25 protein-coding genes are annotated in these 25,261 nt (G+C 44.0%); 13 read left to right on the top strand and 12 right to left on the bottom strand.

What is annotated here, in order from left to right; all coding sequences use genetic code 11:
- Positions 1-84: 84 nt before the first annotated feature.
- From hutH to hutI, 3 genes are all read left to right on the top strand, one after another.
- Positions 85-1,647: a histidine ammonia-lyase gene (hutH, locus tag JMX93_RS03845; protein WP_499203907.1), complete on the top strand. Its 1,563-nt coding sequence runs from the start codon at positions 85-87 to the stop codon at positions 1,645-1,647.
- A gap of 27 nt (positions 1,648-1,674) precedes the next feature.
- On the top strand, positions 1,675-2,721 hold the full coding sequence (gene hutG / locus JMX93_RS03840; RefSeq protein WP_499203906.1) for a formimidoylglutamase: 1,047 nt from the start codon (positions 1,675-1,677) through the stop codon (positions 2,719-2,721).
- 62 nt (positions 2,722-2,783) lie between these two features.
- Positions 2,784-4,109, top strand: a complete 1,326-nt coding sequence (hutI, locus tag JMX93_RS03835; protein ID WP_499203905.1) for an imidazolonepropionase — start codon at positions 2,784-2,786, stop codon at positions 4,107-4,109.
- Between the two features lie 149 nt (positions 4,110-4,258).
- Here hutI and JMX93_RS03830 read toward each other — a convergent pair whose 3' ends face one another.
- Together JMX93_RS03830 and gdhA are read right to left on the bottom strand one after the other, a co-directional pair.
- Positions 4,259-4,843, bottom strand: coding sequence for a PepSY domain-containing protein (locus JMX93_RS03830; protein WP_499203904.1), 585 nt, complete (start codon positions 4,841-4,843; stop codon positions 4,259-4,261).
- A gap of 272 nt (positions 4,844-5,115) precedes the next feature.
- Positions 5,116-6,462 carry an NADP-specific glutamate dehydrogenase gene (gdhA, locus tag JMX93_RS03825; RefSeq protein ID WP_499203903.1) on the bottom strand — a complete coding sequence of 449 codons (1,347 nt, stop codon included), beginning with the start codon at positions 6,460-6,462 and terminating at the stop codon, positions 5,116-5,118.
- A gap of 638 nt (positions 6,463-7,100) precedes the next feature.
- Between gdhA and JMX93_RS03820 the strand changes: the two genes are divergently transcribed.
- The 6 genes from JMX93_RS03820 (at position 7,101) to JMX93_RS03795 (ending at position 11,545) form a co-directional block, all read left to right on the top strand.
- A complete protein-coding gene (locus JMX93_RS03820; RefSeq protein WP_179797756.1) occupies positions 7,101-7,463 on the top strand; it encodes a roadblock/LC7 domain-containing protein in 363 nt (120 codons plus the stop codon).
- Positions 7,464-7,736: 273 nt separating this feature from the next.
- Complete coding sequence (locus JMX93_RS03815; protein WP_426138297.1) at positions 7,737-8,231, top strand: PAS domain-containing protein; 495 nt, start codon at positions 7,737-7,739, stop codon at positions 8,229-8,231.
- A 3-nt stretch (positions 8,232-8,234) separates the two neighbouring features.
- Positions 8,235-8,984 carry a PhnD/SsuA/transferrin family substrate-binding protein gene (locus JMX93_RS03810; protein WP_198331776.1) on the top strand — a complete coding sequence of 250 codons (750 nt, stop codon included), beginning with the start codon at positions 8,235-8,237 and terminating at the stop codon, positions 8,982-8,984.
- 129 nt (positions 8,985-9,113) lie between these two features.
- A complete protein-coding gene (locus JMX93_RS03805; protein WP_193012387.1) occupies positions 9,114-9,731 on the top strand; it encodes a hypothetical protein in 618 nt (205 codons plus the stop codon).
- A gap of 41 nt (positions 9,732-9,772) precedes the next feature.
- The gene (locus JMX93_RS03800) at positions 9,773-10,387 is read left to right on the top strand and encodes a hypothetical protein (protein ID WP_193012386.1); all 615 of its coding nucleotides are present in this window, start codon (positions 9,773-9,775) and stop codon (positions 10,385-10,387) included.
- A 489-nt stretch (positions 10,388-10,876) separates the two neighbouring features.
- A complete protein-coding gene (locus JMX93_RS03795) occupies positions 10,877-11,545 on the top strand; it encodes a class I SAM-dependent methyltransferase (protein ID WP_193012385.1) in 669 nt (222 codons plus the stop codon).
- A gap of 103 nt (positions 11,546-11,648) precedes the next feature.
- Here JMX93_RS03795 and JMX93_RS03790 read toward each other — a convergent pair whose 3' ends face one another.
- The 8 genes from JMX93_RS03790 to nfsB form a co-directional block, all read right to left on the bottom strand.
- Entirely contained in the window at positions 11,649-12,170 is a 522-nt protein-coding gene (locus tag JMX93_RS03790) for an HdeD family acid-resistance protein (protein WP_193012384.1), read from the bottom strand.
- Between the two features lie 125 nt (positions 12,171-12,295).
- The gene (locus JMX93_RS03785) at positions 12,296-12,862 is read right to left on the bottom strand and encodes a GNAT family N-acetyltransferase (protein WP_499203902.1); all 567 of its coding nucleotides are present in this window, start codon (positions 12,860-12,862) and stop codon (positions 12,296-12,298) included.
- Between the two features lie 34 nt (positions 12,863-12,896).
- On the bottom strand, positions 12,897-13,643 hold the full coding sequence (locus JMX93_RS03780) for a nucleotidyltransferase family protein (RefSeq protein WP_499203901.1): 747 nt from the start codon (positions 13,641-13,643) through the stop codon (positions 12,897-12,899).
- On the bottom strand, positions 13,640-15,028 hold the full coding sequence (locus tag JMX93_RS03775) for an XdhC family protein (RefSeq protein ID WP_499203900.1): 1,389 nt from the start codon (positions 15,026-15,028) through the stop codon (positions 13,640-13,642). Before JMX93_RS03775 ends, JMX93_RS03780 begins: the two co-directional genes overlap by 4 nt.
- A gap of 126 nt (positions 15,029-15,154) precedes the next feature.
- Complete coding sequence (locus tag JMX93_RS03770) at positions 15,155-17,614, bottom strand: molybdopterin cofactor-binding domain-containing protein (protein ID WP_499203899.1); 2,460 nt, start codon at positions 17,612-17,614, stop codon at positions 15,155-15,157.
- A 2-nt stretch (positions 17,615-17,616) separates the two neighbouring features.
- On the bottom strand, positions 17,617-18,609 hold the full coding sequence (locus JMX93_RS03765) for an FAD binding domain-containing protein (protein WP_499203898.1): 993 nt from the start codon (positions 18,607-18,609) through the stop codon (positions 17,617-17,619).
- Entirely contained in the window at positions 18,606-19,244 is a 639-nt protein-coding gene (locus JMX93_RS03760) for a 2Fe-2S iron-sulfur cluster-binding protein (protein WP_499203897.1), read from the bottom strand. The genes JMX93_RS03765 and JMX93_RS03760 overlap by 4 nt, the downstream gene beginning before the upstream one ends.
- A 296-nt stretch (positions 19,245-19,540) precedes the next feature.
- Entirely contained in the window at positions 19,541-20,197 is a 657-nt protein-coding gene (gene nfsB, locus JMX93_RS03755) for an oxygen-insensitive NAD(P)H nitroreductase (protein ID WP_499203896.1), read from the bottom strand.
- 286 nt (positions 20,198-20,483) lie between these two features.
- On the opposite strand from nfsB, the gene JMX93_RS03750 reads away from it, so the two are divergent.
- A complete protein-coding gene (locus JMX93_RS03750) occupies positions 20,484-21,167 on the top strand; it encodes a DsbA family oxidoreductase (RefSeq protein ID WP_499203895.1) in 684 nt (227 codons plus the stop codon).
- 44 nt (positions 21,168-21,211) lie between these two features.
- Complete coding sequence (locus JMX93_RS03745; RefSeq protein ID WP_496191196.1) at positions 21,212-21,907, top strand: haloacid dehalogenase type II; 696 nt, start codon at positions 21,212-21,214, stop codon at positions 21,905-21,907.
- Positions 21,908-22,014: 107 nt separating this feature from the next.
- Here the strand turns inward: JMX93_RS03745 and JMX93_RS03740 are convergent, their stop codons facing one another.
- Entirely contained in the window at positions 22,015-23,124 is a 1,110-nt protein-coding gene (locus tag JMX93_RS03740) for an S-(hydroxymethyl)glutathione dehydrogenase/class III alcohol dehydrogenase (protein ID WP_499204019.1), read from the bottom strand.
- A gap of 207 nt (positions 23,125-23,331) precedes the next feature.
- On the opposite strand from JMX93_RS03740, the gene JMX93_RS03735 reads away from it, so the two are divergent.
- Both JMX93_RS03735 and JMX93_RS03730 read left to right on the top strand, forming a co-directional pair.
- The gene (locus JMX93_RS03735) at positions 23,332-24,213 is read left to right on the top strand and encodes a LysR family transcriptional regulator (RefSeq protein ID WP_499203894.1); all 882 of its coding nucleotides are present in this window, start codon (positions 23,332-23,334) and stop codon (positions 24,211-24,213) included.
- Between the two features lie 136 nt (positions 24,214-24,349).
- Positions 24,350-24,868 carry a DUF302 domain-containing protein gene (locus JMX93_RS03730; protein WP_443509976.1) on the top strand — a complete coding sequence of 173 codons (519 nt, stop codon included), beginning with the start codon at positions 24,350-24,352 and terminating at the stop codon, positions 24,866-24,868.
- 112 nt (positions 24,869-24,980) lie between these two features.
- On the opposite strand, the gene JMX93_RS03725 is transcribed toward JMX93_RS03730, so the two are convergent.
- Positions 24,981-25,259: a DUF4031 domain-containing protein gene (locus JMX93_RS03725; RefSeq protein ID WP_198331795.1), complete on the bottom strand. Its 279-nt coding sequence runs from the start codon at positions 25,257-25,259 to the stop codon at positions 24,981-24,983.
- Between the last annotated feature and the right edge of the window lie 2 nt (positions 25,260-25,261).

Genomic DNA, 25,261 nt, shown 5'->3' with positions numbered 1-25,261 from the left:
AAAGCGCCCAAACAGCTTAACCTCACAACGATATGCCTTAAAAATAATATAATTAACACTGCTTACAACACTAGGATTACCCTTATGAGCAACATCAAACAATTAACCCTACACCCACGCCAGCTTAGCTTTGAGATGCTACGTGACATCTACGATCAGCCAGTTGTATTGACGTTACCTGAGAGTGCTTATGAGGCGATAGATGCCTCGCACGAAGATGTACGTACGATCATTGCCCGTGATAAAAGCGCTTATGGTATCAATACTGGTTTTGGTCTACTTGCCAAAACACGTATCAGTGATGACCAGCTTGAGCTCCTTCAGCGTAACCTAATTGTTTCTCACTCGGTCGGTACTGGTGACGCGCTACCAGATGGCGTGGTTCGATTGATTATGTTGATGAAAGTTGCCAGTTTAGCTCAAGGCGTCTCTGGCGTACGCCGCGAGGTGGTTGATAGCTTACTGGCTTTAATCAACAATCAAATAACGCCAAACATTCCAGCCAAAGGCTCAGTCGGTGCCTCTGGTGATTTAGCCCCTTTATCACATATGACACTAGCCATGATGGGTGAAGGTCACGTCTATGTCGATGGCAAAAAAGTCCTTGCCGCTGATGCATTAGCACAGCACGGACTTGAGCCGATTACATTGGCCGCCAAGGAAGGCCTTGCACTCATTAACGGTACACAAGTATCAACGGCGCTGGCATTACGTGGTTATTTCTTAGCGCGTGACTTGCTTGAGACAGCTACCATCGTCGGCTCACTATCCATTGATGCGGCCAAAGGCTCGGATTCACCATTTGATGCGCGTATTCATGACGTGCGTGGTCATCATGGTCAAATCGAAATCGCCAAAGCACATCGTCAACTAATCAAAGGTAGCGCTATCCGTGCCTCACATGACGGCGAGCAAGATGATCGAGTTCAAGACCCTTACTGCCTACGTTGTCAGCCGCAAGTCATGGGCGCCTGTCTTGATATCATCAACCAAGCAGGTAAAACGTTACTAATCGAATCCAATGCGGTGACAGACAACCCACTTATCTTTAATAACGAAGATGGCCCAGTGGCTATTTCAGGTGGTAACTTCCATGCCGAGCCTGTGGCTTTTGCCGCGGATATTTTAGCCTTGGCAATCGCCGAGATTGGTTCGATGTCTGAGCGCCGTGTTGCCTTGCTGATCGATGCGACGCTGTCAGGTGGCTTACCACCATTCCTAGTCGATAATGCTGGGGTCAACTCAGGCTTTATGATTGCGCATGTGACCGCAGCAGCACTGGCTTCAGAAAACAAATCTATCGCCCATCCAGGCAGTGTCGATAGTATTCCGACCTCTGCTAACCAAGAAGACCATGTATCCATGGCCACCTATTGTGCACGCCGTCTTTATGAAATGGCTCACAACACCGCCACCATCATCGGTATTGAACTGCTAGCTGCTGGTCAAGGTATCGACTTCCATCGTGGATTAGAGACGTCAGAGCCATTGACAGTGGCGCATCAGAGACTACGCGAGAAAGTCACGTTCTATGATAAAGATCGCTACCTAGCCCCAGATATCGAGGCAACCAAGCAGCTAGTACTAGACGGTACACTTGCACAGCATTGGCAAGAACTACGTCGCGACTGGTACGAGTCTAAGTAACGGTTAATTGGTAAAAGGAGAGCAGCAATGGCAGTCGCAAACATTACCAAACCCATTAGCCATACAGGCGCTGATATGACCCAGTGGACAGGCCGTGCTGAGCCGTTTGAAACTGCACGTGCCCGCTATTGGTATCAGCTCGCCCAGCCTTATGAGAATCAAAATATTGGGCTGGTTGGTTTTGCGTGTGACCAAGGTGTCAGACGCAATCAAGGGCGTGTGGGCGCACGAGCTGCACCGCCTTTGATTCGTCGCGCGTTCGCTGCATTGCCAGTCATTGCCGAGTTGCAACAACGCTTTAATGATCAACTACCATCCTTACTCGGTGATGCGGGTGACATTCATTGTCATGACAACGACAGCTTTACCGAGCGTACCCTTGAGCAAACTCAGATTAAATACGCTGATGCAGTCAGCACTGTCGTCAAGCAAGGTGGTCTACCCATCGGACTTGGCGGTGGTCATGCCATCGCTTACGGTAGCTTTTTGGGATTGTGGCAGGCGTTGAAAGAAACAAATGATACGACTATCAGCACACACACAGCACCTACTATCGGGATTATTAATTTTGACGCGCATTTAGATATTCGTCAGTCTGATGTAGCGACTTCTGGAACACCTTTTCGCCAAATTGCTGAGCATCTTGATGCACACGATCAGCCCTTCCATTATTGCTGTATAGGCGTCAGTCGCTTTTCTAATACCGCCGCGCTCTTCGATCGCGCTGAGCAACTGGGCGTACAGGTCATTAGCGATGAAGACTGTCACTATCAGCCTTGGGACACACTTACTGAGCAGGTCAAAAGCTTCATAGATCAGGTTGATATTATTTATCTCACCATCGATATGGATTGCTTGCCATCTAGTGTCGTTCCGGGTGTCAGTGCGCCTGCGGCCTTTGGTATTGAGCTGGGTTTTCTTGAGCGTATGGTCAAGCTGATGATGTCATCAGGTAAAGTAAAAATGGCCGATATTGCTGAAATCAACCCCGCCTTTGATGTTGATAGTCGTAGCTGCAAGGTCGCTGCTCGACTGCTGGCAACAATTGTAGAGCAGCACTTACTTGTCACCTAGGTCTTACAAACAAAGATCTTAAGAACAAAGGTCACTCGCCTCCCAATAATTAGGAGCATACTATGAATGCATCAAAAAACTCTACAGAGCAGACGTTCGACGAATCTACTATGACATCGTTTGATCATCTCATTATCAATGCCAACATTGCGACGTTTTCAGCGCACTATGGTTTTAATATTTATGAAAACGAAGATGCTGATAGCATCCCATACGGTCAGTTAGAGAACGCGGCGATCGGTATTAAAGACGGCAAAATTGCTTGGCTTGGGGCACATGACCAAATCACTTCTCATCTGCCTCATTATCACGAGAACCAAATCACAAACGTCGATGGTAAATGGCTGACCCCGGGGCTTATCGACTGTCATACACACATTGTCTATGGTGGTAACCGCAGCAATGAATTTGAAGCTCGTTTGCAAGGTGCCAGTTATCAAGACATCGCTGCACAAGGCGGCGGTATTGTCGCGACTGTTAGTGCCACCCGCGAGGCCAGTATTGAATCGCTATTTTCCCAAAGTGAAAAACGCCTAGTCGCCCTCATTAAAGAAGGCGTCACCAGTATCGAAATCAAATCCGGTTATGGTCTCGACTTAGACACTGAGCGCAAAATGCTCACGGTCGCACGCCAGCTTGGCGAAAAACACGGCATTCATGTGAGCACTACTTACCTTGCAGCACATGCTCTACCACCTGAATACAAGTCTCACATGCAGGACCGTGCGGACGACTATATAGAGCAAGTCTGTGAGTGGCTACCCATTTTACACTCCGAAGGCTTAGTTGATGCGGTCGATGGCTTCTGTGAAAACATTGCGTTTAGTAGCGATCAAATCAGACGCGTTTTTGAAGTCGCACGCTCATTAGACCTGCCAGTCAAACTACACTCTGAGCAGTTGTCTGACATCGGCGGTAGCGCTTTAGTTGCCGAATACAAAGGATTATCTAGCGACCATTTAGAACACTTATCAGAAACTGACATAGCGAAGATGGCTGCTAGCAATACGATTGCGGTGATATTACCCGGAGCGTTTTATACGTTACGTGACACCAAGCTGCCACCGATTGAGGCACTGCGTAAGCATCGCGTCCCCATAGCGATTTCAACCGATTGCAACCCTGGCACCTCACCCTTAACGTCACTGTTATTGACAATGAATATGGGCTGTACGCTATTTTATTTAACTCCTGAAGAAGTCTTGGCAGGGTCAACCGTTTATGCAGCGCAGGCTTTGGGGTTAGCGAGTAAAGGCAAAATAGAAGTGGGTTGTGATGCTGATTTAGCGCTATGGGATATTGCCCGCCCTGCTGACTTGGCCTATCAGATGGGGCTAAACCCTATCCAAGGCATCATGATTCAGGGTAAATGGCGCGAGACAGTATAGTTAATACACCTTTATTTATCGTAATCACAAAAGCCCCAGTCATTTAATAACTGGGGCTTTTTTAATAATAAACGCGCGGCTTTGCTATCCCATTTTCGAAAAACTGAGTAGCAAGAAAAATGACTATTGGCGATATCTATCTAACTTCGTTATTTCTTAAACTTATTTTTAAATACACTGCCGGTATTGGCATCGATATTCAACCAAACGATACTATTACCTTTGAGGATATCAGCCTCGTAATAGTACGCATGATCACTATAATCTCGGTCGTTTTTAAACTCAATCTCTATAACACGGCCGCCGGTTTGTTTTTCAGCAATGTTCATTGCCTGTGTAACATCAATCTTCGCTTGTTTAAGCGCCTTATAATCTGCCATATCATCACGGTCTAATCGATCCATATCCGTACTGATCACCTTACCAGTTGTGGCATCGACTTTGATTTCATAGTTTCGGCTACTGGTTATAAATTCTATCTCATACAAACCACCTTGCGCTTTATCATCATCGTGGTCAAAGCTGGCGCTCATCAATAGACCGGATGACTTTTTGGCAGCAATATTAATGGCTTGTTGTAAGCTTATTTTACTGGCTTTAGCGGCTTGCACTTCACTTGCTAATGGCGGACTTGCAGATGCATAGATTGTTGTACTTAACATAGCCGCACCCACTACTACTGCAGCACGAGTACCTAAGGTCGTTAGCGAAAATGACTTAAAAATCTTGCTCATAACGGTCTCCACAAAATTATTTTTATTGACTGTTCTAAATTAATTATCTTTCAAAAAATGCACATTATCAATAGGACAATCGTATCACTTCATAGAGAATGCTTTGACATTCCATGTCATCGTTGATCTATAAAAAACGCGCCTATCGTTAAAATAGACGCGTTATTCTTTGGTGCTGGCAAATAGTAGTATCAATTAAGTTTAATAAATACTTATAGTAGATAATGATTTAGAGACAACTATTCGTTAGTAAGCGACTATAATAAAAGTACTTAGTTTAAAATACCATAAGCAACCAATGCATCGGCAACCCGTTTAAAACCAACGATATTTGCACCAGCCATATAATTGATATAGCCATTATCCGTTTGACCATACTGTTCTGAGGCATCGGCTGCACTGTCATGAATGTTTCTCATGATGTTTTTGAGGCGCAAGTCTATTTGCTCAAAGCTCTTATACTGACGTACTGAGTTTTGTGACATCTCAAGCGCAGAAACGGCCACACCGCCTGCATTGGCCGCCTTACCTGGGGCATAATGCACACGGTGCAAACGAATATAATCGATGGCTTCGGCAGTCAATGGCATGTTGGCACCTTCGACAACGTATGTAATGCCATTTTCAACCATGAGCTTGGCATCTTCTTCACTGACTTCATTTTGCGTCGCTGATGGAATCGCGATGTCACCTTTAAACTGCCATGGTTTTTGCTTCGCAAACCATTCACCACCATAAACGTCAACGTACTCAGCCAGCGGTTTGCTTTTTGCTTTTTGCGCCTTAAGCCAATCAATTTTTTCTTGATTCAGACCCGCTTCATCATACAAAGTTCCTTGTGAGTCTGACACCGTGACGACGATGCCGCCCAACATATGGGCTTTTTCAGCAGCATGTAATGAGACATTACCAGCACCCGAAACCAGCACTCTTTTACCTTTAATATCGTCATTTTGCGCGGTAAGCATGTTCTCTAAGAAATATACAGCGCCGTAACCTGTCGCCTCAGTACGCATCAAACTACCACCGAAGCCAACGCCTTTACCAGTCAAAACGCCGCCGTGTTCGTGCGTTAAATTCTTATACATAGCAAACATATAGCTGACTTCACGCCCACCCACACCAATGTCACCAGCTGGCACATCGATGTCTTTATTCACATAGTGATGTAGCTCACGCATAAAAGCATAGCAAAAACGACGGATTTCACTGTCTGTTTTGCCTTTGGGATCAAAATCAGAGCCGCCTTTACCGCCACCCATCGGCAATCCAGTCAAGGCATTTTTGAATATTTGCTCAAAGCCTAAGAACTTCAAAACAGATTGGTTGACAGTCGGATGAAATCTCACACCCCCTTTATAAGGACCCAAGGCATTGCTGAACTGGACGCGCCAGCCGCGGTTAACCTGAACTTCACCTTGGTCATTTTCCCAATTAATACGAAAAGCAATAATACGGTCAGGCTCAACGAGGCGCTCAAATATTTTAAAAGTATCATACTCTGGATGGGCGTCGTATAGCGGGGCAATCGTGATTGCAACTTCTTTTACCGCTTGAACGAATTCAGGTTGATGGGCATAACGTGCTTCAACTTTTTCGATGGCCTGACTGATACTCATATCTTTTCCTTAAGGTAAAAATGGTGATCGTGATTATTTACACCGACGTCACGTCGTATTGTATTGATAACAAACGAGGGGATTGTGGACACTGATGTAAAACTGAAATTGCCCCTACACGCTGACTTGTGTAGAGACAAATGGGATTAAAAAAGCTGACTGAATTTATGCTTAGAGGCCAAATTCAGAGACAAGAACATTTTTTATCTCATAATATATATCATTTTTGAGGCGTATAAGTCTAGTGAATATCGCCATCATGGAAAGTTATAAGCGATTTTTATTGGCCCAGTCTAAAGTGTGCCTTTTTATAGAACCTTGAGGCATCGACTGAGTAGCCTAAAGATACACTTAATTGTGCTAAAAATAGCCATGTATTACTAAAGCGTCTTTTTTTCCTAATGCCTGAGTACATCCAATATCAATAGATATTTATATGTTGCTCTCCGTTTCAGAGACGAAAGGTCAATAATGAGCATTAAACGGTATAAAAACCCAAAAATTTAGCTTTTCACTTAAGTCCACGTATATCAATATTGATAGCAAGGGTTTATAATGATTGACTTAGTCGACATTTATTTCCCATCATTACTAACCGTTATTTTATCCATTGAATAACCTGTCACAGAGAAAGCGATATGCGTACAGATTCATTCCAGCAGATTTTGGAAGACCTAAACAGCTCATCAGCCGATGTTGAAGCATCTGCCCTCATTTCTAACGATGGTCTTATGATTGCATCAGCACTACCAACGGGCGTTGATGAAGACCGTGTTGGCGCTATGTCAGCGGCTTTATTGTCATTGGGTGACCGCGCAGGTCGTGAATTGGCACGTGGTGGTATCGATCGTATTATGATTCAAGGTGAAAAAGGCTACGTGATTATGACCTCATCTGGAGACGAAGCAGTACTTACCATTATGGCAAAACCGAATGCGAAACTTGGTTTGATATTCTTAGATATCAAACGTGCTTCAGAAGCCCTTGCAAAACTTATCTAATTGGTGACTTTGGATTTTTGTCGATAGCACATTGTTTTATTATTTAACGTCACATAACACATAAAGTGACTGATAAAAATCACTTTAAATCAAAATTTAGTGACTGTCTCATAAAAAATATTTAAGAGGGCGCACATTATTTGTATGGGATAATTGCCCAATAAATATTGGGGCTGCTACTGAGCTAAAACGCAATATAATGTTATCGACAAGTACCACACCAGATTGGCTTTTTAATCATTATGAATATAACGATAAATGAAGGAGATTACGATGGGTTCTCCAATCCCTGATGCACACAAGCCTGATATGCCCGCTGAGCAGATTACTCTGACTTACTATGATGGTACATCGCGCACTGTCTATGATACTGGTATTGAACGCCCTTATCCTGATGGCAAACTGATTGTATCGCGCACCGATTTGAACGGTGTCCTGACTCACGTCAACGATGCTTTTGTCGAAATCAGTGGCTACAGCGTTGATGAGCTTATTGGTCAGCCACAATCGATTTTGCGCCACCCTGATATGCCAAAAGCTGCTTATAAAGATTTGTGGGATACCGCAGAAGCTGGGCAAAAATGGCATGGCTACGTTAAGAACTTATGCAAAGATGGTAGTCACTATTGGGTCTATGCGACCGTTGTTCCGAACATTCGTCGCGGCGAAACAGTAGGTTATACCTCGGTACGCCGTAAGCCATCACGCAGCAAAATCGAAGCTGCGACGGCTCAGTATGCCCAAATGAATCAAAATGAGGAAGGCTAAATCATGACGACACACAATATGTTAATCGCCCCTGATTTTTCGCCTGAGCGTTTTGCAGGCTGGCACATGTTTAATACTTTGATCCAAAAACGTGCCAACCTAAACATGCACCTAAACATACCTGCCTCACATGCTGAGCAAGAGCAGATTATTGAGGCAGGTGACATTCAGGTCATTTACGCCAATCCTTTTGATGCAGCCACTTTGATCCGTGAGCAAGGCTACCGTGCCGTTGCCCGTCCTATTGGCAAATCAGATGAGATGGTCATTGCTGCTGCGGCAAACAGTGAAATCAAGCACTTAGAAGACATTAAAGCAGGTGCGACCATAGCAATGGCGGACAACCGTGATGTTAAGCTGATTGGTTTACGCTTACTAGAAGCTGTGGATATAGAAGAGTCTGATCTCAACTGGGATATCACTGAGACTTATCAGGCAGCCGCCCGTAAAGTCATCAAAGGTGATGCTCAAGCGGCTTTCTTCTTGGCAGAGATTTTTCATAGCTTTTCACGCCTGACCAAAACTCAGCTGTCGGTGCTGATCGAAAGTGATTTAGCGGATATCAGCCATGTATTACTGATTAAAGATGACTTTCCTGATACAGAAATATTCATGAATGCAATTCTAAATTTGCATAATGATGACGATGGTAAAGAAGCATTGGCTGAACTTGGCATGCCTCAAGGATTTGAAGCCATGGATGAAGAAGATGCTGAGTTTATGATAGATTTGATGCAGACCTTGCTTGATTAGTGATTAATTGGCACGTTGCATCGTTTTGCTTAGTGAGGTCATAGCCTATTGTCACGCCATAGTGGCTGTATCATTTTGACCATACGCTATTAGTCATACAATAGACACTATGACTTAAAGGACACTATTATGTCTGATTTAGACCTTATCAAAGAAAATGAGATGGAGGCGCGCCGAGTATTTCGTTTATACTCGCGTAAAGTTTTTTTGGCACCCAATAACCGTCATTTTCATGAACAACGTATCAATGCCGCATTACTTTTAACTGAAAAAGAGCCGCTGCAAGGTGCTGTCGCAGACTTTTTTTATGGCTGCTGGTATGATATTCCTTACGATGTAAATAACCTGTTTACGCGTATTAAAGATCGCTTGTATCCCCATGTCCAGCAAGGGTTTCGCGATTGTATTAGTAAGAAAAGATACATTCAACGCAATAGCATGCTGGCGACCCGCTGGAGTGTTCTGATATCACCGTCTCTCAATGAGCAAAAACAGCGATTGCTAATCAGTAGCGACGATGCCAAAGAAATTGCTAAAGACATCACCGCTGAGCTCATGCAGGCGCGTGAGGATAAGGATTGGGGCACGATTGAGCAAATCGAAAACGAGTTCTTTGCTCACTGTATCGCTCGCAATGATCGACTTGCCTTCTCGTTAGTATGGTTTCGCTTGGGTAAAAGCGACTGGCAGTTCGATGAGCGCTGGAACAACTGTCAACAACACCTTGATCAGACCATTAAGACCTAATTTATCGCCGATTTAACACTTTCATCACAATGGTAGCCGCTATGTCCTCTTACTTAAATGCTGATAAAACGTATCTAACCCTCACTCCAGCCGGTATTTTTGAGGCATTTTCACAAAGTGAGCCCACTGATGAACAGCTGTCATTACAGGACTTACTATCCTATGAGCAGACATTGCTTGCCGCTGATTGGCTTAAGCGCCATTCTGACGAATGGCTACAGAGCTTTATAGAACACGGCTGGATTGAAAAGCTGTCTTTGTTATTACCTGCACCCAATCTACCGTTGGATCAGTTTTTACCGTATGTGGTTGCCAGCTTATCAGGCAAACGCCGTGCCGCCATTGGTTCTGATGAAGGGTTTTGCCTAGCACGAATCGGTTACAGCCAAGAAGAAGCGGACATGCTCAGTGTCGCAGCTGCTGATTTTTCAGGTTTTATGATACGCCAAAAACAACGCGGCTGGGCGGTCGAAAGCCAAGCCATCTCGTTTTTTCAACAAGTCGACTTACTGATCCCTGAGACCAGCTTTGTATTCTTATGGATTGATGGTTCAGGTTATGCCCTCATCATCGATGGTGAGCCTCTGACTAATAGCCGCGCCTTTGTTGAGATGGTATGGGCATTGAAAACGTCTGGCTTAAGATTTCTTAGCTAATTTAACCAAACCGATCGATATATCGTTAACCATCAATACTATACGCTACCTTACTGACCAGTGCGCTTATATCAAACCAAGCGCACTTTACTCTCCCACCCACGTCCGTTCTCTTTTCAATACCTTTCTTTTTAATACCTTTCTTTTCAATACCTTGCTTGGTTTCATCTTCTGCTATGATCGATTTAATACGATTTGGATAAAAGAAAAAGTACTACAAATAGCAAAATAAGCAAGCCTAATGCAGCATCCAATTTGGATAGGATTGACTGTACTGGCTAATTTTATGCAGTAATAAGAAAATCATAATAAGTAACAATAACTTGTCAAATGTTAGGTCATACTACCTGCAATCAATGAAGGATTTTTCCTTCTATTAACCTTTTTATCCCCTCTCCAAAATTTAAATCACTCCTTTAATAACGTCTCCTATTGAAAGTGGCAACCTCTGCCAGACCTTGCATTCTTGCTTATTTTTTAGGAAAGTTTATGACTTCGCTGACCACTGTGCGCGTGCGTTATCAAACGATTGAAATTGGCAACACCGACATTCACATCTGTACCTTGCGTGACAACCAACAATTCAGCGACCCTGACAATGAGGCATTAAATCTGGGTATCTGCTCTGCTTCTTGGCCCATGTTTGGGGTGATCTGGCCGTCAAGCTTGGTACTGGCCAATCATATGCTTAACTACGACATTGCTGGTAAGCGTATCTTGGAGGTTGGCTGCGGCATGGCATTATCAAGTTTACTATTAAATCACCGACATGCAGACATCACGGCGACCGATTATCACCCGACCGTTGAGTATTTTTTGGATAGAAACACCACGCTAAATAATAATAAAGAGATTAACTTTGAGCGCTTAGATTGGGCGGAAGACAATAGTCACCTTGGCAAATTCGATATCATTATCGGTAGTGATTTGCTTTATGAAGATCAGCATATTGATATCTTAGCGGATTTTATAGGACGCCATGCCTTGCCAACATGTGAGGTCATCGTGGTTGACCCTGGTCGCGGACGCAAAAACAAGCTGACCCATAAAATGCTTGAGTTTGGTTTTAGCAGCAAACATATCAAACCTGAAGACACCACCTATCTTGAGTTACCCTTTAAAGGGCATATTTTGACGTTTTCGCGTGAGACGTTATAAATTGTACGTAGGCTTTTCGTATTGTCAGGCTGTGATATTCCAATGAATCATAAAATAAAAAAGACGCCCTTTTGCAGCGTCTTTTTTATTTTTCTAAGGTAATTTATATCCGTCCAACTGAAAATGGTTGTATACGTGAATACATGATTAATGATATGCCATTAGATATCAGCTCGACGGCTAATAGTATCCCAAGAATATAAGTCGCTGACTGCGGATAGCTGGTAAATATCATGATAGCCAATATAATCGCGAGCAGCCCTGATAATAATATTGGGACAAAAGCCACTGTCCGACGTAGACCGAAAGCAACAACGACTCTGACTATACCCGTTGCCATAAATAAAATAGCAATCACCATGGTCAACGTTAGTATGCCTTGTAACGGATCTTGTAGTAACTCAATACCAATCAATACACCCAGCACACCGCCGATGGCAGCCAACACTTTTCCAGTGGTACTATGTGCTCGAAATAAGGCAATAAACTGTAAGACACCCACTAAAAGAAAGATAAAACCTGCTAACTGCTCAGCGGCCAAAGTGGCGCTAAGAGGATTAAAAAATGCAAAGATACCGCCAACAATACTGATGATGCCAATTATTAACCATAATGTACGATTCATAAGATGACCTTATTTTACATTTAGTAGAAAATAAATTATATCGCAAACCTTACTTTACGTTGTATGACGGTAGTAATATATTCGAGTAGTACTGTTAATAACAGGGTGTGGGCGTTGATTTATCGTCACAAGCCTGATAATTGATTGTTCCACTGCTGCCGCGTAATGTTATAGAGCACATGCTCAGCCAACTGATGGTTAGCGTCAAGAGCGGGATGATAGAAGTTGGCTCGGGTATTAATCATGCCAATGCGCTCCATCACTCGCTGCGAGCGCTTATTGATAACCGCCGTAAATGACACAACTTTATCGAGCGACAGCTCATTAAAAGCAAAATTCAACGCCGCACTTGCCGCCTCGGTAGCATAACCCTGTCCCCAGCAATCTTTATGTAGTCGCCATGCAATCTCGACAGCAGGGGCAAAAGACATATCTGCATGGGTATCATTCAAGCCGACAAACCCAATAAAAGCCCCATTCTCTTTTGATCGGTCTTTTAAACTGACGGCCCAAAGCCCCCAGCCTTTATCGATGATAAGCTGCTGGCACTTATGGGCAATGGCATTACTCACTGCTGTGGACAATAACTTGGGGAAATACTTCATTACTTCAGGATCAGCATTTATTTCAGCAAAAACAGCAAAGTCACTTGCTTGCCATTGCCTAAGGTAAAGACGTTCTGTTTCTATCATTTTTATCACTTATGAATCGATAGTGCCAATAGGGCTAATACTGCTCATCAAGCCAGCCTTGTTGCTTAGCATGTATCAGTTGCTCAGGCGTGTCAATATCATAGCTCAGGCGCTTATTGCTGACTGTACTTACCTGACTGGGTGGCAACTCTCTAATGAAATATCGTAGCCCGCTATCTCCTGATAGCGCTGCCTGCCATTGTTTGAGTAAACCATAATCAATCGTTAAAGGTAAACCGATAATATTTTGCGTCGATGCATTGGCAGCAGTCGTTTCATTTAAATTCCTATTATTTGAATGCTGCCAGCTACTATAATTACTTGCCACTACAGACCGCTTATCTGCTAGCAATTTTGCTAAATGCTGCTCATCGAGTAAAACTTGATCAACACCCATAATGACGACACGCTCGATTGATGAGCTTGTCAACTGAGTGACTGCCTCGATAGCCAAGGTTAAACTATACGCCATACCTGTTTTAGGTGTAGGATTGACGACCATTTGAATAATGGAATACTGAAAAGCCAATTCATTCATCGCACTGGCTATCAATGGTTGATTATCAGGAATAACGATAATAATCGCTTGCGGCTTTGTAGAAAGTGCGAGTTTGGTCATGAAGCAAATTAACGGTTCGCCAGCTTTGCACAGTAACTGCTTTGCTTGACCTAAGCGCTGGCTCAGCCCACTGGCTAAAATAATGACCGCATGATTTGATAGCCTTAATGGACTCGTCGGCTTTAGTTGCGTAGATGCTAGCTTAAAAGAGTCACAGGTCATAACAAACTTATCGCTGCACGAGCACTTGTAGCAGTCGTCTCTGTAGAGTCAATATGAGTAGAAAATTGCGTTGCAAAGTTAGTATTTGAAAGAGGCGTGTCTGAAAACTCTGCTGGCGACTTCTGATTATGCACGACCGCATTGACTTGTGCCATGATACCAAGTGCTAAGGCTTCAGGGCCATCTCCGCCAAGCTTATAGCCAATCGGATAATGCAGTTTATTAATACCTAGGTTTAAGATGGCAGGATTTGTAAGCCTTGTACTAATTTCTTCGATTAAACGCTCGGTACGGTAGCGTGGTCCTAATTGTCCAAGATATTTATAGTGATTAGCGTGCTTTAATAATACGCCAAGGCGAGCACGGTCTTGGCTGAGACTATGCGACATCAAAGCAACAGCAGCATTTTCGCTAAGTTTTAGTAAAGTGGCGCTATCATCTAACGCCAGTACCATCACCCTATCTGCTTGAGGGAAACGCCGTCGCTTGGCATATTGCGCTCGACTGTCTACCACTGTTACATGCCAATCTTGCAGTTTTGCCATCGTAACCAACGGCATCACATCATTGCCAGCACCGCAAATCAGCAAGCGGATTTGTGGTTGTAGACGCTGGATTAGCCATTCTGTGGCTAGATCATCATGGTCATCTTTTACGACGACGTACTCAGCATTTTTATGGAGAAGCTTATCTTCTGATAAATTTTTAACTATATTAATAAGTGTGCTTGAAGCCTTAGACACTATTTCGTTTACATTATTCGCGCCCATAGCAGCGATATTCGCTGAGCTGGCATCAGCATCTAGGTTAAACCGCATACCGATTTGAAGTTGAGAGTTTGAAAGATTGCGCTTATCAAAATGAGTGGTAGAGCGAATGAGCGTTGCAATCGTTAAAGGCTGCTGAGACTGTCGAACCTGACTGATGACATTTAATAAAGGCATTGCCGTCGCCAACCGTTCAAACAACACGTGTACTCGCCCATTACAGCCTAATCCAAAATTTAACTCGTCCAAATCAACATCTTGTTCATCATATTTATTATCCGTGCCTTTATCATCACTGCCTCTATCAAAGTCAGGATTATCTACTGATACACTCGCTCGCACATTACCATTTTCAGCATATTCAATGTCATCACCCGTCTGGTAAACTTGCACGTTCGCACCGTTACGAGTGAGCCAAAAGGCGCGTTTAATAATATGTGGCTCCAAGCAACCGCCGCTAATCATCCCAACCGAACGACCATCCTCACAGATGAGCATCATCGCGCCTGCGCGACGATAGGCTGACCCTTGGGTATTTACAACGGTTGCCAATACCGCGTCAACCTGTTGTTGCTGAGCCTCGCGTGCCAGCTTAAGAATATCAGCAATTTGATTCATACTATCTCTTATATACTATCTATCATTGATGTCTATATACGGTCTATATCCATCATGGCCAATTTATAAAACCCGCTAACGACTACAATTAGCGGGTTCATATTGTCTATTTATTTGAATAAAAACCTACTCTGGTAGCTCATAAAGCAGCTTATCAAGGGTGATTGGAAAATTATAAACTCGTACACCCACGGCATTGTAAACGGCATTAGCAATAGCAGCAGCAGCACCTGCAATTGCCGTTTCACCAATACCTTTTATGTGCATTGGATTGGTATACGGATCGTCTTCTTCTACCAAGATAACATCGAGCTGAGGAACGTCAGCATTGACTGGGACATGGTATTCTGCAAGGTTATGATTACATAGCCGACCGTCACGCTTATCGTGAATCACCTGCTCCATCAATGCAGAACCAATACCAAATATCATACCGCCATAACACTGCGAGGTCGCGGTTTTATGATTGAGGATACGCCCTGCTGCAAATGCCCCTGTCATACGTTTGACGCGTATTTCACCTGTGACTCTGTGCACCGCAACTTCTGCAAAATTAGCACCAAATGACGCTTGGCGATGGCTTTTGGCATTTTTACCCGGTGTAATTTGACCTTTTGCACTGAGTTTTTGATCGTCATACTGAGCAACGAGATCGGCTAAGGCATATGTCTGAAAATTACTAAAATCATATTTTTCTGATTGAGGCTGTGAATTGCCAGTCGTGCCTGCTACTTTATTGGTCGCTTTATCTGTTAAACCAGCCACTTTATCTGCGATATTAGCGCTCAAACCTGCTACTTTTTCTTTTCCTACGTCTATAGCGGTTTCTACAAAGTTAGCATCATGCTCACCTATCTGCTTAATTTGACCGTTATCCAGCTGAATGGTATCGGCATATAGACCGACTTTTTCTGCGATGGTTTCACGTAGCTGCTGACAAGCAAGATAAATACTACTGCCTGAACTGGCAGCGCCCATGCTCCCCCCTGAGCCAACCGCAGGCGGCAGGTTGGTATCGCCAAGCTTCATTTCAATATGATCTATCGGCAGCCCTAATAAATCAGCGGCGACCTGAGTAAATACGGTATAAGAACCTGTACCGATATCGGTCATGTCCGTCTCGATTACCGCCTTTACACCCAGCGTTTTTGAGCCATCTACTTGCAGGGTCGCCCGTGCTTCTGATGGTGCTAAACTGTTGCCGCGAGCTGCCGCTGCCATACCCATGCCCACCCACCAATCACCTTCTAAGCGGCTGGCAGGTTTAGCATGACGTTGATTCCAGCCAAACTGTTCAGCCGCTTGATCGATACAAGCGATAAGCTGGCGCGTGGAAAACGGGATGTCTTTACTGGGATCTTGTTCAGGCTCATTACGACGGCGCAGCTCGACAGGATCTAGGTTGAGTTGCTCGGCCAATTCATCCATCGCACATTCAAGGGCAATCTGTCCGACTGCTTCGCCAGGGGCACGCATTGAGCCTGACAATACTTGGTTCATATCTACTTGTTTGTAATTGACTCGGCGATTATCACCGCGATACAAATAATGAGTAGAGAGCGCTGCTGGCTCAAAGAAGGCTTCTCCTGGCAAGTTGCTAGAAACCGTCTCATGGATCATGGTATCGATAATACCGTCTTCACTACAGCCAATTGCGATGCGTTGACGCGTGTTTGAGCGTCTAATCGTCGCCTCCATCACTTGCGGACGTGTCATAGTGATTAACACTGGACGACCCAAGTCCTTTGCGGCGAGTGCGGCGGCTATTGATTCTGGAGAAATCCCAAGCTTGCTACCAAAACCACCACCGACATAGCGAGCGATCAATTGCACTTTGTCTTCGTCCAAATCTAAAGCATCAACAATTTGTTTTTTGCACGAGGCAAGCATCTGATTAGAGGAATACATAATCAGCTTATCGTCCTCCCAATGTGCAAGCGTTGCATGTGGCTCCATCGCCGCGCTGTTTTGACTTGGCGTATGATAAAAGCGGTCAAGGGTTACCGCAGCATCAGCAAGGCTTTGTTCTGGATGTCCTTGTTCTGAATTTTTATCTGAGCCCTTTTTTTCATTGACGTCATGAGCATGTGATAGCTCTGTCGCAAAGTTCAATGCCGCCTGAGCGGTCTCATCTTCATAAGTCACTTTGAGAGCTTTTGCACCTTCGGTCGCCGCCTCAAACGTCTCAGCGATGACAACTGCTATCGGCTGACCATGATAAAAAATCTCACTAGCGCCTTGCACAGGAGATTTTTTTGCGCCACCCTGTTGGGCATTACGTAAAAAATGCTCAGGATCGGTCACCACTTTAATAATGTCAGGCATACCATCCAAAGAGCGGCTATCGATTTGCTTGACCCACCCTTTGGCAATCGTTGCACTCACCAAAACACCATATGCTTGATTGTCTAAATGAACTTCTGCGCTATAAGGCGCTTGACCACTAACCTTCAGTGATCCTTCAACACGGTTGATTGGCTTACCCACCAATTTGCTCGCTGTTTTATCAAAAAGCGACTCAACTGGCCCATTCATCATCATTTTTTTGGTCGGTTCTGCTGGCAATATTGAATCCAATAACGACATGATTATGCTCCCTTGCCCACTAATGCGCGTTGAATAACTTGTTTGAGTAGACGGCGGGTCAGCGGTATTTTAAAATCATTTTGACCGCTACCTTTAGCATCCTTTAGCAATAAATCCGCTGCTTGTTTAATGACATTTTCATTGCCATCAGTACCCGTCAGCAATGCCTCAACGGCTTCGTTGCGCCATGGCTCAGTACCAATACCGCCGAATGCTAGGCGCACTGTGTCCAAACGCCCATTATCAGTAACGTCTATTACCGCTGCACAGGAGACTAAGGCAAAAGCATAGGATGCGCGATCACGCACTTTGTCATAAGTGTGCATACCGTTGACAGGCGCTGGCCACACAACATGAGTGATAAGCTCACCAGATTCTAAAATGTTTTCGATATGTGGCGTGTCTTTTGGCAAACAATAAAAGTCTTTAATCGCGATTTTACGCGTTGAACCATCCGCTTTTAGCGTCTCAACAGTAGCATCGAGCAAACGCATCGCTACAGCCATATCGGAGGGGTGCTGAGCAATACAGGCATCGCTAGTACCTAAAATTGCCAGCGTACGATTTTCACCATTTATGGCTGGACAACCAGAACCTGGATTGCGCTTGTTACAGGCACTGTCTGTCTGATAAAAATAGTAGCAACGAGTACGTTGTAATAGATTACCACCCGTCGTCGCTCTATTGCGCAATTGTCCCGTCGCACCTGCCAAAATCGCCCGTGATAAAACTGGATAATTGGCAATAACCTCAGGATGCGCGGCCAAATCACTATTGGTCACTAGCGTACCGATACGTAGGCCACCATCTGTAGTCTTCTCGATTTGTGCTAATTCTAAGCGAGTGATATCTACCAGCTTGATTGGCATCTCAATCTCTAGTTTCATTAAGTCTAAAAGGTTGGTACCCCCTGCGATAAATGAGGCATCTATAGGGCTGGCAGAAGTGGCGGCTTGCTCTGGCGTGGTAGCACGACTGTATTCAAAGCGTTTCATGAGCGACCTCCTGACGTATTGTTATGGTTCGTCGTTTGGCTACTTAGCTGCGCTTCACTAGGTGGTGGCGACCAAATACCCGTCACCTCTGATTTTTGTACTGCGTCATTTTTAGATAAATCATTCATTTCATTTTCTAAAACTTGTGAAATGGCTTTGATAATGTTGGGATAAGCAGAACAGCGGCAAATATTGCCACTCATACGCTCAGCGATTTCTTGTACCAACAACCCATCAGGATTTTGTAAATCTGTAGTGACATGACTGGGCCAGTTTTGTTTAATTTCATCGATGAGCGCGGTCGCTGAACAAATTTGCCCAGGCGTACAATATCCACATTGAAACGCGTCATTGTCCTCAAAAGCCTGTTGCAATGCTGATAATGATTCGGGCATGCCAATACCTTCAATCGTGGTAATGTCATCGCCATCGTGCATGATCGCTAGGGTCAAACAAGCGTTAACCCGTCGCCCATTGATAAGTATGGTACAAGCACCGCACTGACCATGGTCACAGCCTTTTTTAGGACCTGTAATTTTGAGGTGTTGACGACAGACATCTAGCAACGTCGTACGCAGATCAAGATTATCGAGCTGATAATTTTGCTTATTGATGGTTAAGGTCAAAGTAGACATGCTGGCTTCCCGCTGGCAAATAAACATAAAAGAATGGTAGTAAACGCTTCTTAAAAGTAGCGCCAATCGATTTATTATGGCTTATCAAAAACGTTGTTTTGTTTTTACTTTGTAGTTATTGCAGTGTAGTTTTTAATCTATGAGACTTTTAACAGTCAATCTACTTTATGTGGGACTGGTTCAATAAACCACACTTGATACGGCCGTTTTTTAGTGTAAAAAACCCCATAAACTCAATGTTTACAGGGCTATTCGACATCTATGCTTGGCTAAACGGATCGGATATACGTAACACGTTAGGCTTTAGTAATAATGCTCGCTTCACTCAATCGAGACTTTGGTAAGTTTGCATTAAAGTCATCTTCACTACGATAACCAAGCGCAATGACGGCAACGGCTGTGTAGCCTTTGCTACGTAGGTCAAACTCTTCATCGAGTGCCTTTAGATCAGCGCCTTCCATCGGTACGGCATCAATCCCTAAAGTAGCAGCACCCAGCAATAATGCACCCATATTTAGATACACTTGCTCGACCAGCCAATGCGGCTCGTCTTTTTGCTCATAACGGCGAATGTCCAAAAACATCTTGCGCACTTGATGCATTTGCTCTTTGAGTTTTGGTTCTGCGAAGCGACCATCCACCTCTTCTTTATCCAATACTTCATGCAAAAATTCATCATCAGCATAGATACGGCTACAGAAAATGATGACGTGGGAGGCATCTTTCACCTTTGCTGTATTGAACTCAAACATCCCTTCCGTACCCTTTGCGATACGTGCCTTGCCAGCCTCATCATCAGCGATCACAAAGTGCCAAGGCTGAATATTAGTGCTTGATGGGCTCAATCGTAGGATACCCTTTAAGCTTTGAAAGTCTGCTGCTGATATCTTTTTATTGGCATCAAACTCTTTGGTGCTATAACGCCAATTCATGGCTTCAGTGATATTTTTCATTTACTACTCCAAGATTTTTATATCGTAACCTTAAGCAAAAACCAGTTTTATGACCGTTACAGATTGGTTAAGTAATTACCTATTTTGTTAATAAGTCGCTTATGATTCAATGCATCGCTGGGTCATTTGAACAGTCATTTAAGCAGCTACTCATTAGACAGACGCTTATTAAACAGTCACTTAGACGATATTGTAATCGTTCCCTTATTCTCTTAGCATTGATTTATAAGGCGGTCGACCACAGACAGCTTATATAAAAAACAAATCATGAACTAGGCAGATAAATATGGAACATTCAAAACAGTTACCCTCAGAGCAGTTATCCTCAAAGCAACCACTACGCATAGATATCGTCTCAGACGTTGTTTGTCCTTGGTGCGTCATCGGTTACCGCCAGCTTGCTGAAGCCCTTAAGCAAACCAACACCGAACATGAGATTCACTGGCATCCGTTTGAGCTTAATGCAAATATGCCAAGCGAAGGACAAAATATGCGTGAACATATCATGGAGAAGTATGGTTCGAGCAAGCAAGAGTCTGATGCTAGCCGTGCTCGATTAATGGAAGCCGGTAATGAGGTTGGCTTTACGTTTAACTTTAACGATGACACGCGTATGCACAACACGTTCAACTTGCATCAACTGCTGCACTGGGCAGATCAGCAAGGTCGCATGCATGAATTAAAGCAGGCGTTATTCGTCGCTCATTTTACCAATGGTCGCAATATTTCCGACAATGCCGTGCTTGCCGATATTGCAGCAGAGATTGGACTAGATCGTGATGAGGCGCTAGCCGTGTTAGAAGATCAGCGTTTTGCTAAAGAGGTTCGCGCTGCTGAGCAACATTGGCAACAACAAGGCATTCAAAGCGTGCCAGCGGTGATTTTTAATAAGCGCCATCTGGTTAGTGGTGCGCAAGGCGTGGAGAATTTTAAGAATATCTTGCAGCAGTTGGCTGACATGCCAGACTAGACTTTCTGACAAGGTTTCGTTAGCTATTCATAAAAGGATTCCTTATGTCCTCTGATACATCTGTCCCTATTATCGTGTTTGATGTCAATGAGACGCTACTCGATATTACTACTCTTGAACCATTATTCGCTCGCCTATTTGGCAATAAAATGCTACTAAGAGAATGGTTTGCGCAATTGGTGCTATATTCGCAAACCATGACGTTGTCAGGACTTTATACGCCTTTTGGTGAGCTTGGCGTCAGTGCCTTACAGATGACCGCTGATATTCATAACGTCAGGCTGATAGATAGCGATATCGATGAGTTAAAGGAACGCATGAGCGAAATGCCTGCCCACCCTGATGTAGTACCAGCATTAACCAAGCTGCGTGAGGCAGGGTTTCGACTGGTGACGTTGACCAACTCAGCAAGTAGCGCTTCCCCGACCTCGCTTGAAAAGACAGGCATCAGCCATTTCTTTGAACAGCATTTTAGTGTTGAAACTGTCAGTAAATTCAAGCCTGCGCCTGAGACTTATCAAATGGTCGCTAAGGAGCTGTCTGTTGAACTGTCAGATTTGTGCTTAGTCGCTTGTCATCTTTGGGATACGATTGGCGCTCAAGCAGCTGGCTGCCGAGGGGCGTTTCTCACACGACCGCACAATGCTTTATTATCAGCGCCAAACGTTCCAGCGCCGGACTTTGTAGCAGCAGATCTAACCACGCTTGCCGAACAGATAATTTTTTCCGCCAAAAAATAATTGCCAATGCCAAAAAAATGCCGCCCTATATAAGGACGGCATCTTTGTTTTATAGCATTGTTATTTGATAGCGCTAAATTTATAACCAATTTTGTTGCGACTGATGTTTAAAAATGAATCACCGTACGAATACTTTCACCTTTATGCATCAAGTCAAATGCTTCGTTGATGTCTTCTAATGGCATGGTATGGGTAATGAAATCTTGTAATGGGATGTCACCAGCCAAATAACGCTCAACGTAGCCCGGCAATTCGCTGCGACCTTTTACGCCGCCAAATGCTGAACCGCGCCAGACGCGACCAGTCACTAACTGGAATGGGCGGGTAGAGATTTCTTGTCCAGCACCTGCGACACCGATGATAACTGACTCGCCCCACCCTTTATGGCAACATTCAAGCGCTGAACGCATGACATCAACATTACCGATACATTCAAATGAATAATCCACGCCGCCATCGGTCAACTCAACGATGACCTCTTGAATCGGTTTGTCATAATCTTTTGGATTAATGCAGTCAGTTGCGCCAAGTTTCTTAGCCAATTCAAACTTGCTTTCGTTAATATCAATGGCAATGATGCGGCTGGCTTTTGCCATCGCCGCACCGATGACCGCTGACAGTCCAATGCCGCCTAGACCAAAGATAGCAACCGTTGCGCCCTCTTCAACCTTAGCGGTATTCATGACCGCGCCCATGCCGGTAGTCACGCCGCAACCAAGTAAGCAAACTTCTTCTAATGGCGCTTCTTTATTTACTTTTGCCAAAGAAATTTCTGGCAAAACCGTATATTCAGAAAAGGTTGAGCAGCCCATATAATGGTAGATCGGCTCACCATCTTTATAAAAACGCGTGGTGCCGTCTGGCATTAAGCCTTTACCTTGGGTCTCACGTACTGCCGAGCAAAGATTGGTTTTACCTGACGTACACATTTTACAGACGCCGCACTCTGCAGTGTATAACGGGATAACATGATCACCGACTTGCACACTGGTCACGCCTTCGCCGACTTGCTCAACGATACCACCACCTTCATGACCCAAAATCGCTGGAAAAACGCCTTCTGGATCTTCACCAGACAAGGTAAATGCATCGGTATGGCAAACGCCGCTTGCCACGATTTTTACTAATACTTCGCCTTTACGCGGCAGCATCACGTCCACTTCTTCGATAGATAGTGGCTGGTTTGGCCCCCAAGCAATGGCAGCTTTCGATTTAATAAATTTATCTGACATAACATTCTCTCTCTTTTAATTAGTTTTATCATTGATTAAACGCAGACCAATTTAGCTTATAGTGCTTACTGAATAGAGGCAAGCCACCATTGTCGCAATCTATAAAAGGTTTGATGCTTACCATTATAGTCATTTCTGAAATGATAACAATGTGCTATATTTGCAAATATCTTTTACACAGTGGTAATAATTATGCGCTGGGATGGCATTAGCGAGTTTGTTTATGTGGCAGAGTACGAGAGTTTTACGCGCGGTGCAAAAGCGCTTGGTATCTCGACTGCGCAAGTCAGCCGCCAGATCAGCGCATTAGAGAAGCGACTCAATATTAAACTGCTATATCGCACGACTCGTAAGGTATCACTGACTGAAGAAGGTCGCGTGTTTTATCAGCACTGCCGCGGTGTGCTCGATGGCTTGGATGCGGCTGAACAAGCAGTAAGTAACTTACAATCAAAGCCCCAAGGCAGGATCAAACTGACCGCTCCTGTCACCTATGGCGAGCAGCAATTGTTGCCACTGATCAATGATTTCATGGTGAAATATAATGATATCGAAGTGACGGCTTTTTTGAGCAATCAGAAAATCGACCTCATTGATGGCGGTTATGATTTGGCGATTCGTATTGGTAAATTAAGCGACTCAACCATGATGGCAAAAAAGCTCAGCCACCGTACCAATTTCGTCTGTGCCGCGCCTGCTTATCTCAAAAAACATGGCACACCCCATTCTTTGAGCGAGTTGAGTCAACATAACTGCTTACTTGGTACGCGTGATTATTGGCATTTTATAGATTCTGAAAAAACAGATGCTGATAAAGAAAAAAATATGCGCGTGTCTGGCACTGTGCAATATAACAGCGGTCACAGCCTAGTTGATGCCGCTCTAAAAGGTTTAGGTATTGTGCAGCTACCTGATTATTATGTGCAAAAATACTTAGCATCAGGTGCGCTGGTTAGCTTATTAGATAACTACAGAGAGCCTGAAGAAAGTATCTGGGCCATATATCCGCACAATCGTCATTTATCGCCAAAGATTAGATTGCTGGTAGATTATCTAGCAGAGCGCTTGGCTTAGTGATCCGTTAAATCGCGTGGCAATACGACTTTTTACTATGCGTGGTTTATGAATCACCATGTTATGGTTCACAATGAATATTCGATGTTGCCAGCCATCATTCGCTGAATAAACAATGATAATAAAAGGACTTTTTATGCTTAAGATTATCTCTATCGCTGCCATAGCTTTGGCCGTCTCATCTTGCGCCAGTGTTGAAAATATTTTAAACGCGCCTGATAAAATGCCATCAATGCCAGAAACGATGACTGCTATCGATGCCGAAAAAGGCTTGGTTACGATGCAAAGCAATCATTCCGTGCAAGATACCGCTGATAAGCTGGCGGCGATTATCGAAAGCAAAGGCATGAAAGTATTTGCGCGCGTCGATCATCAGAAGAATGCACAAGGTGTCAATTTAACATTAAGACCGACGCAGGTAATTATGTTTGGCAACCCAAAAGCAGGTACGCCATTGATGAATTGCGAGCAAAGCGTCGCCATCGACTTACCACAAAAAATCCTCATCAGTGAAGACGCCGATAAAAAGGTCTGGTTGTCTTACAACAATCCTGAATATCTAAAAGAGCGTCATAATATAAAAGGTTGCGATACTGAGATAGATAATATCGCAAAAGCCCTTAATGGCGTTAGTAAAGCAGCAGTTGCGAAATAATCTTTAGGTGCAAACCTGAATAAACGAAAAGGTGAATAGCAAAAGCATAATCCACCTTTTTTATATCCTTAAAAGATTAACTTATTAACAATCCTCAGAAAATGCTACTTGCTCATATAACTCTGTTTTGATCATGTAGCTCTATTTTTAACTTCTTCGCACACTCGATAATCTTTTTTCGACCAGCAGGTATAGCGCCATATTCAATCGCCGTTTCTCGCATTTGTACCGTGACATCATAGTGCGGATAACTGGCATTACGGTGAAATAAGCGCTTATCCACTTCAATTAGTGCGGCAAAATCATGCAGCTCTTGCAATGTATCAGCCAGCATATGGCACCATTTATAGCCTTTAAATTCTATCTGCATAAAATCTACGTATATCGCCATAG

This window comes from Psychrobacter muriicola 2pS, from assembly GCF_904846535.1.
Classification (GTDB): domain Bacteria; phylum Pseudomonadota; class Gammaproteobacteria; order Pseudomonadales; family Moraxellaceae; genus Psychrobacter; species Psychrobacter aquimaris.
The sequence above is the reverse complement of the archived record's forward strand: the minus strand, read 5'-3'. Positions and strand labels throughout refer to the sequence as shown.

What these genes read in the sequence shown, in the direction of transcription:
- JMX93_RS03770 (WP_499203899.1), bottom strand. Translation starts at nt 17,614, where the DNA reads ATGTCGTTATTGGATTCAATATTGCCAGCAGAACCGACCAAAAAAATG.
- gdhA (WP_499203903.1), bottom strand. Translation starts at nt 6,462, where the DNA reads ATGAGTATCAGTCAGGCCATCGAAAAAGTTGAAGCACGTTATGCCCAT.
- JMX93_RS03815 (WP_426138297.1), top strand. Translation starts at nt 7,737, where the DNA reads ATGGGTTCTCCAATCCCTGATGCACACAAGCCTGATATGCCCGCTGAG.
- hutG (WP_499203906.1), top strand. Translation starts at nt 1,675, where the DNA reads ATGGCAGTCGCAAACATTACCAAACCCATTAGCCATACAGGCGCTGAT.
- JMX93_RS03820 (WP_179797756.1), top strand. Translation starts at nt 7,101, where the DNA reads ATGCGTACAGATTCATTCCAGCAGATTTTGGAAGACCTAAACAGCTCA.
- JMX93_RS03735 (WP_499203894.1), top strand. Translation starts at nt 23,332, where the DNA reads ATGCGCTGGGATGGCATTAGCGAGTTTGTTTATGTGGCAGAGTACGAG.
- JMX93_RS03745 (WP_496191196.1), top strand. Translation starts at nt 21,212, where the DNA reads ATGTCCTCTGATACATCTGTCCCTATTATCGTGTTTGATGTCAATGAG.
- JMX93_RS03805 (WP_193012387.1), top strand. Translation starts at nt 9,114, where the DNA reads ATGTCTGATTTAGACCTTATCAAAGAAAATGAGATGGAGGCGCGCCGA.
- JMX93_RS03765 (WP_499203898.1), bottom strand. Translation starts at nt 18,609, where the DNA reads ATGAAACGCTTTGAATACAGTCGTGCTACCACGCCAGAGCAAGCCGCC.
- JMX93_RS03790 (WP_193012384.1), bottom strand. Translation starts at nt 12,170, where the DNA reads ATGAATCGTACATTATGGTTAATAATTGGCATCATCAGTATTGTTGGC.
- JMX93_RS03800 (WP_193012386.1), top strand. Translation starts at nt 9,773, where the DNA reads ATGTCCTCTTACTTAAATGCTGATAAAACGTATCTAACCCTCACTCCA.
- JMX93_RS03795 (WP_193012385.1), top strand. Translation starts at nt 10,877, where the DNA reads ATGACTTCGCTGACCACTGTGCGCGTGCGTTATCAAACGATTGAAATT.
- JMX93_RS03830 (WP_499203904.1), bottom strand. Translation starts at nt 4,843, where the DNA reads ATGAGCAAGATTTTTAAGTCATTTTCGCTAACGACCTTAGGTACTCGT.
- hutH (WP_499203907.1), top strand. Translation starts at nt 85, where the DNA reads ATGAGCAACATCAAACAATTAACCCTACACCCACGCCAGCTTAGCTTT.
- nfsB (WP_499203896.1), bottom strand. Translation starts at nt 20,197, where the DNA reads ATGAAAAATATCACTGAAGCCATGAATTGGCGTTATAGCACCAAAGAG.
- JMX93_RS03780 (WP_499203901.1), bottom strand. Translation starts at nt 13,643, where the DNA reads ATGACCTGTGACTCTTTTAAGCTAGCATCTACGCAACTAAAGCCGACG.
- JMX93_RS03730 (WP_443509976.1), top strand. Translation starts at nt 24,350, where the DNA reads ATGCTTAAGATTATCTCTATCGCTGCCATAGCTTTGGCCGTCTCATCT.
- hutI (WP_499203905.1), top strand. Translation starts at nt 2,784, where the DNA reads ATGAATGCATCAAAAAACTCTACAGAGCAGACGTTCGACGAATCTACT.
- JMX93_RS03785 (WP_499203902.1), bottom strand. Translation starts at nt 12,862, where the DNA reads ATGATAGAAACAGAACGTCTTTACCTTAGGCAATGGCAAGCAAGTGAC.
- JMX93_RS03725 (WP_198331795.1), bottom strand. Translation starts at nt 25,259, where the DNA reads ATGGCGATATACGTAGATTTTATGCAGATAGAATTTAAAGGCTATAAA.
- JMX93_RS03750 (WP_499203895.1), top strand. Translation starts at nt 20,484, where the DNA reads ATGGAACATTCAAAACAGTTACCCTCAGAGCAGTTATCCTCAAAGCAA.
- JMX93_RS03775 (WP_499203900.1), bottom strand. Translation starts at nt 15,028, where the DNA reads ATGAATCAAATTGCTGATATTCTTAAGCTGGCACGCGAGGCTCAGCAA.
- JMX93_RS03810 (WP_198331776.1), top strand. Translation starts at nt 8,235, where the DNA reads ATGACGACACACAATATGTTAATCGCCCCTGATTTTTCGCCTGAGCGT.
- JMX93_RS03760 (WP_499203897.1), bottom strand. Translation starts at nt 19,244, where the DNA reads ATGTCTACTTTGACCTTAACCATCAATAAGCAAAATTATCAGCTCGAT.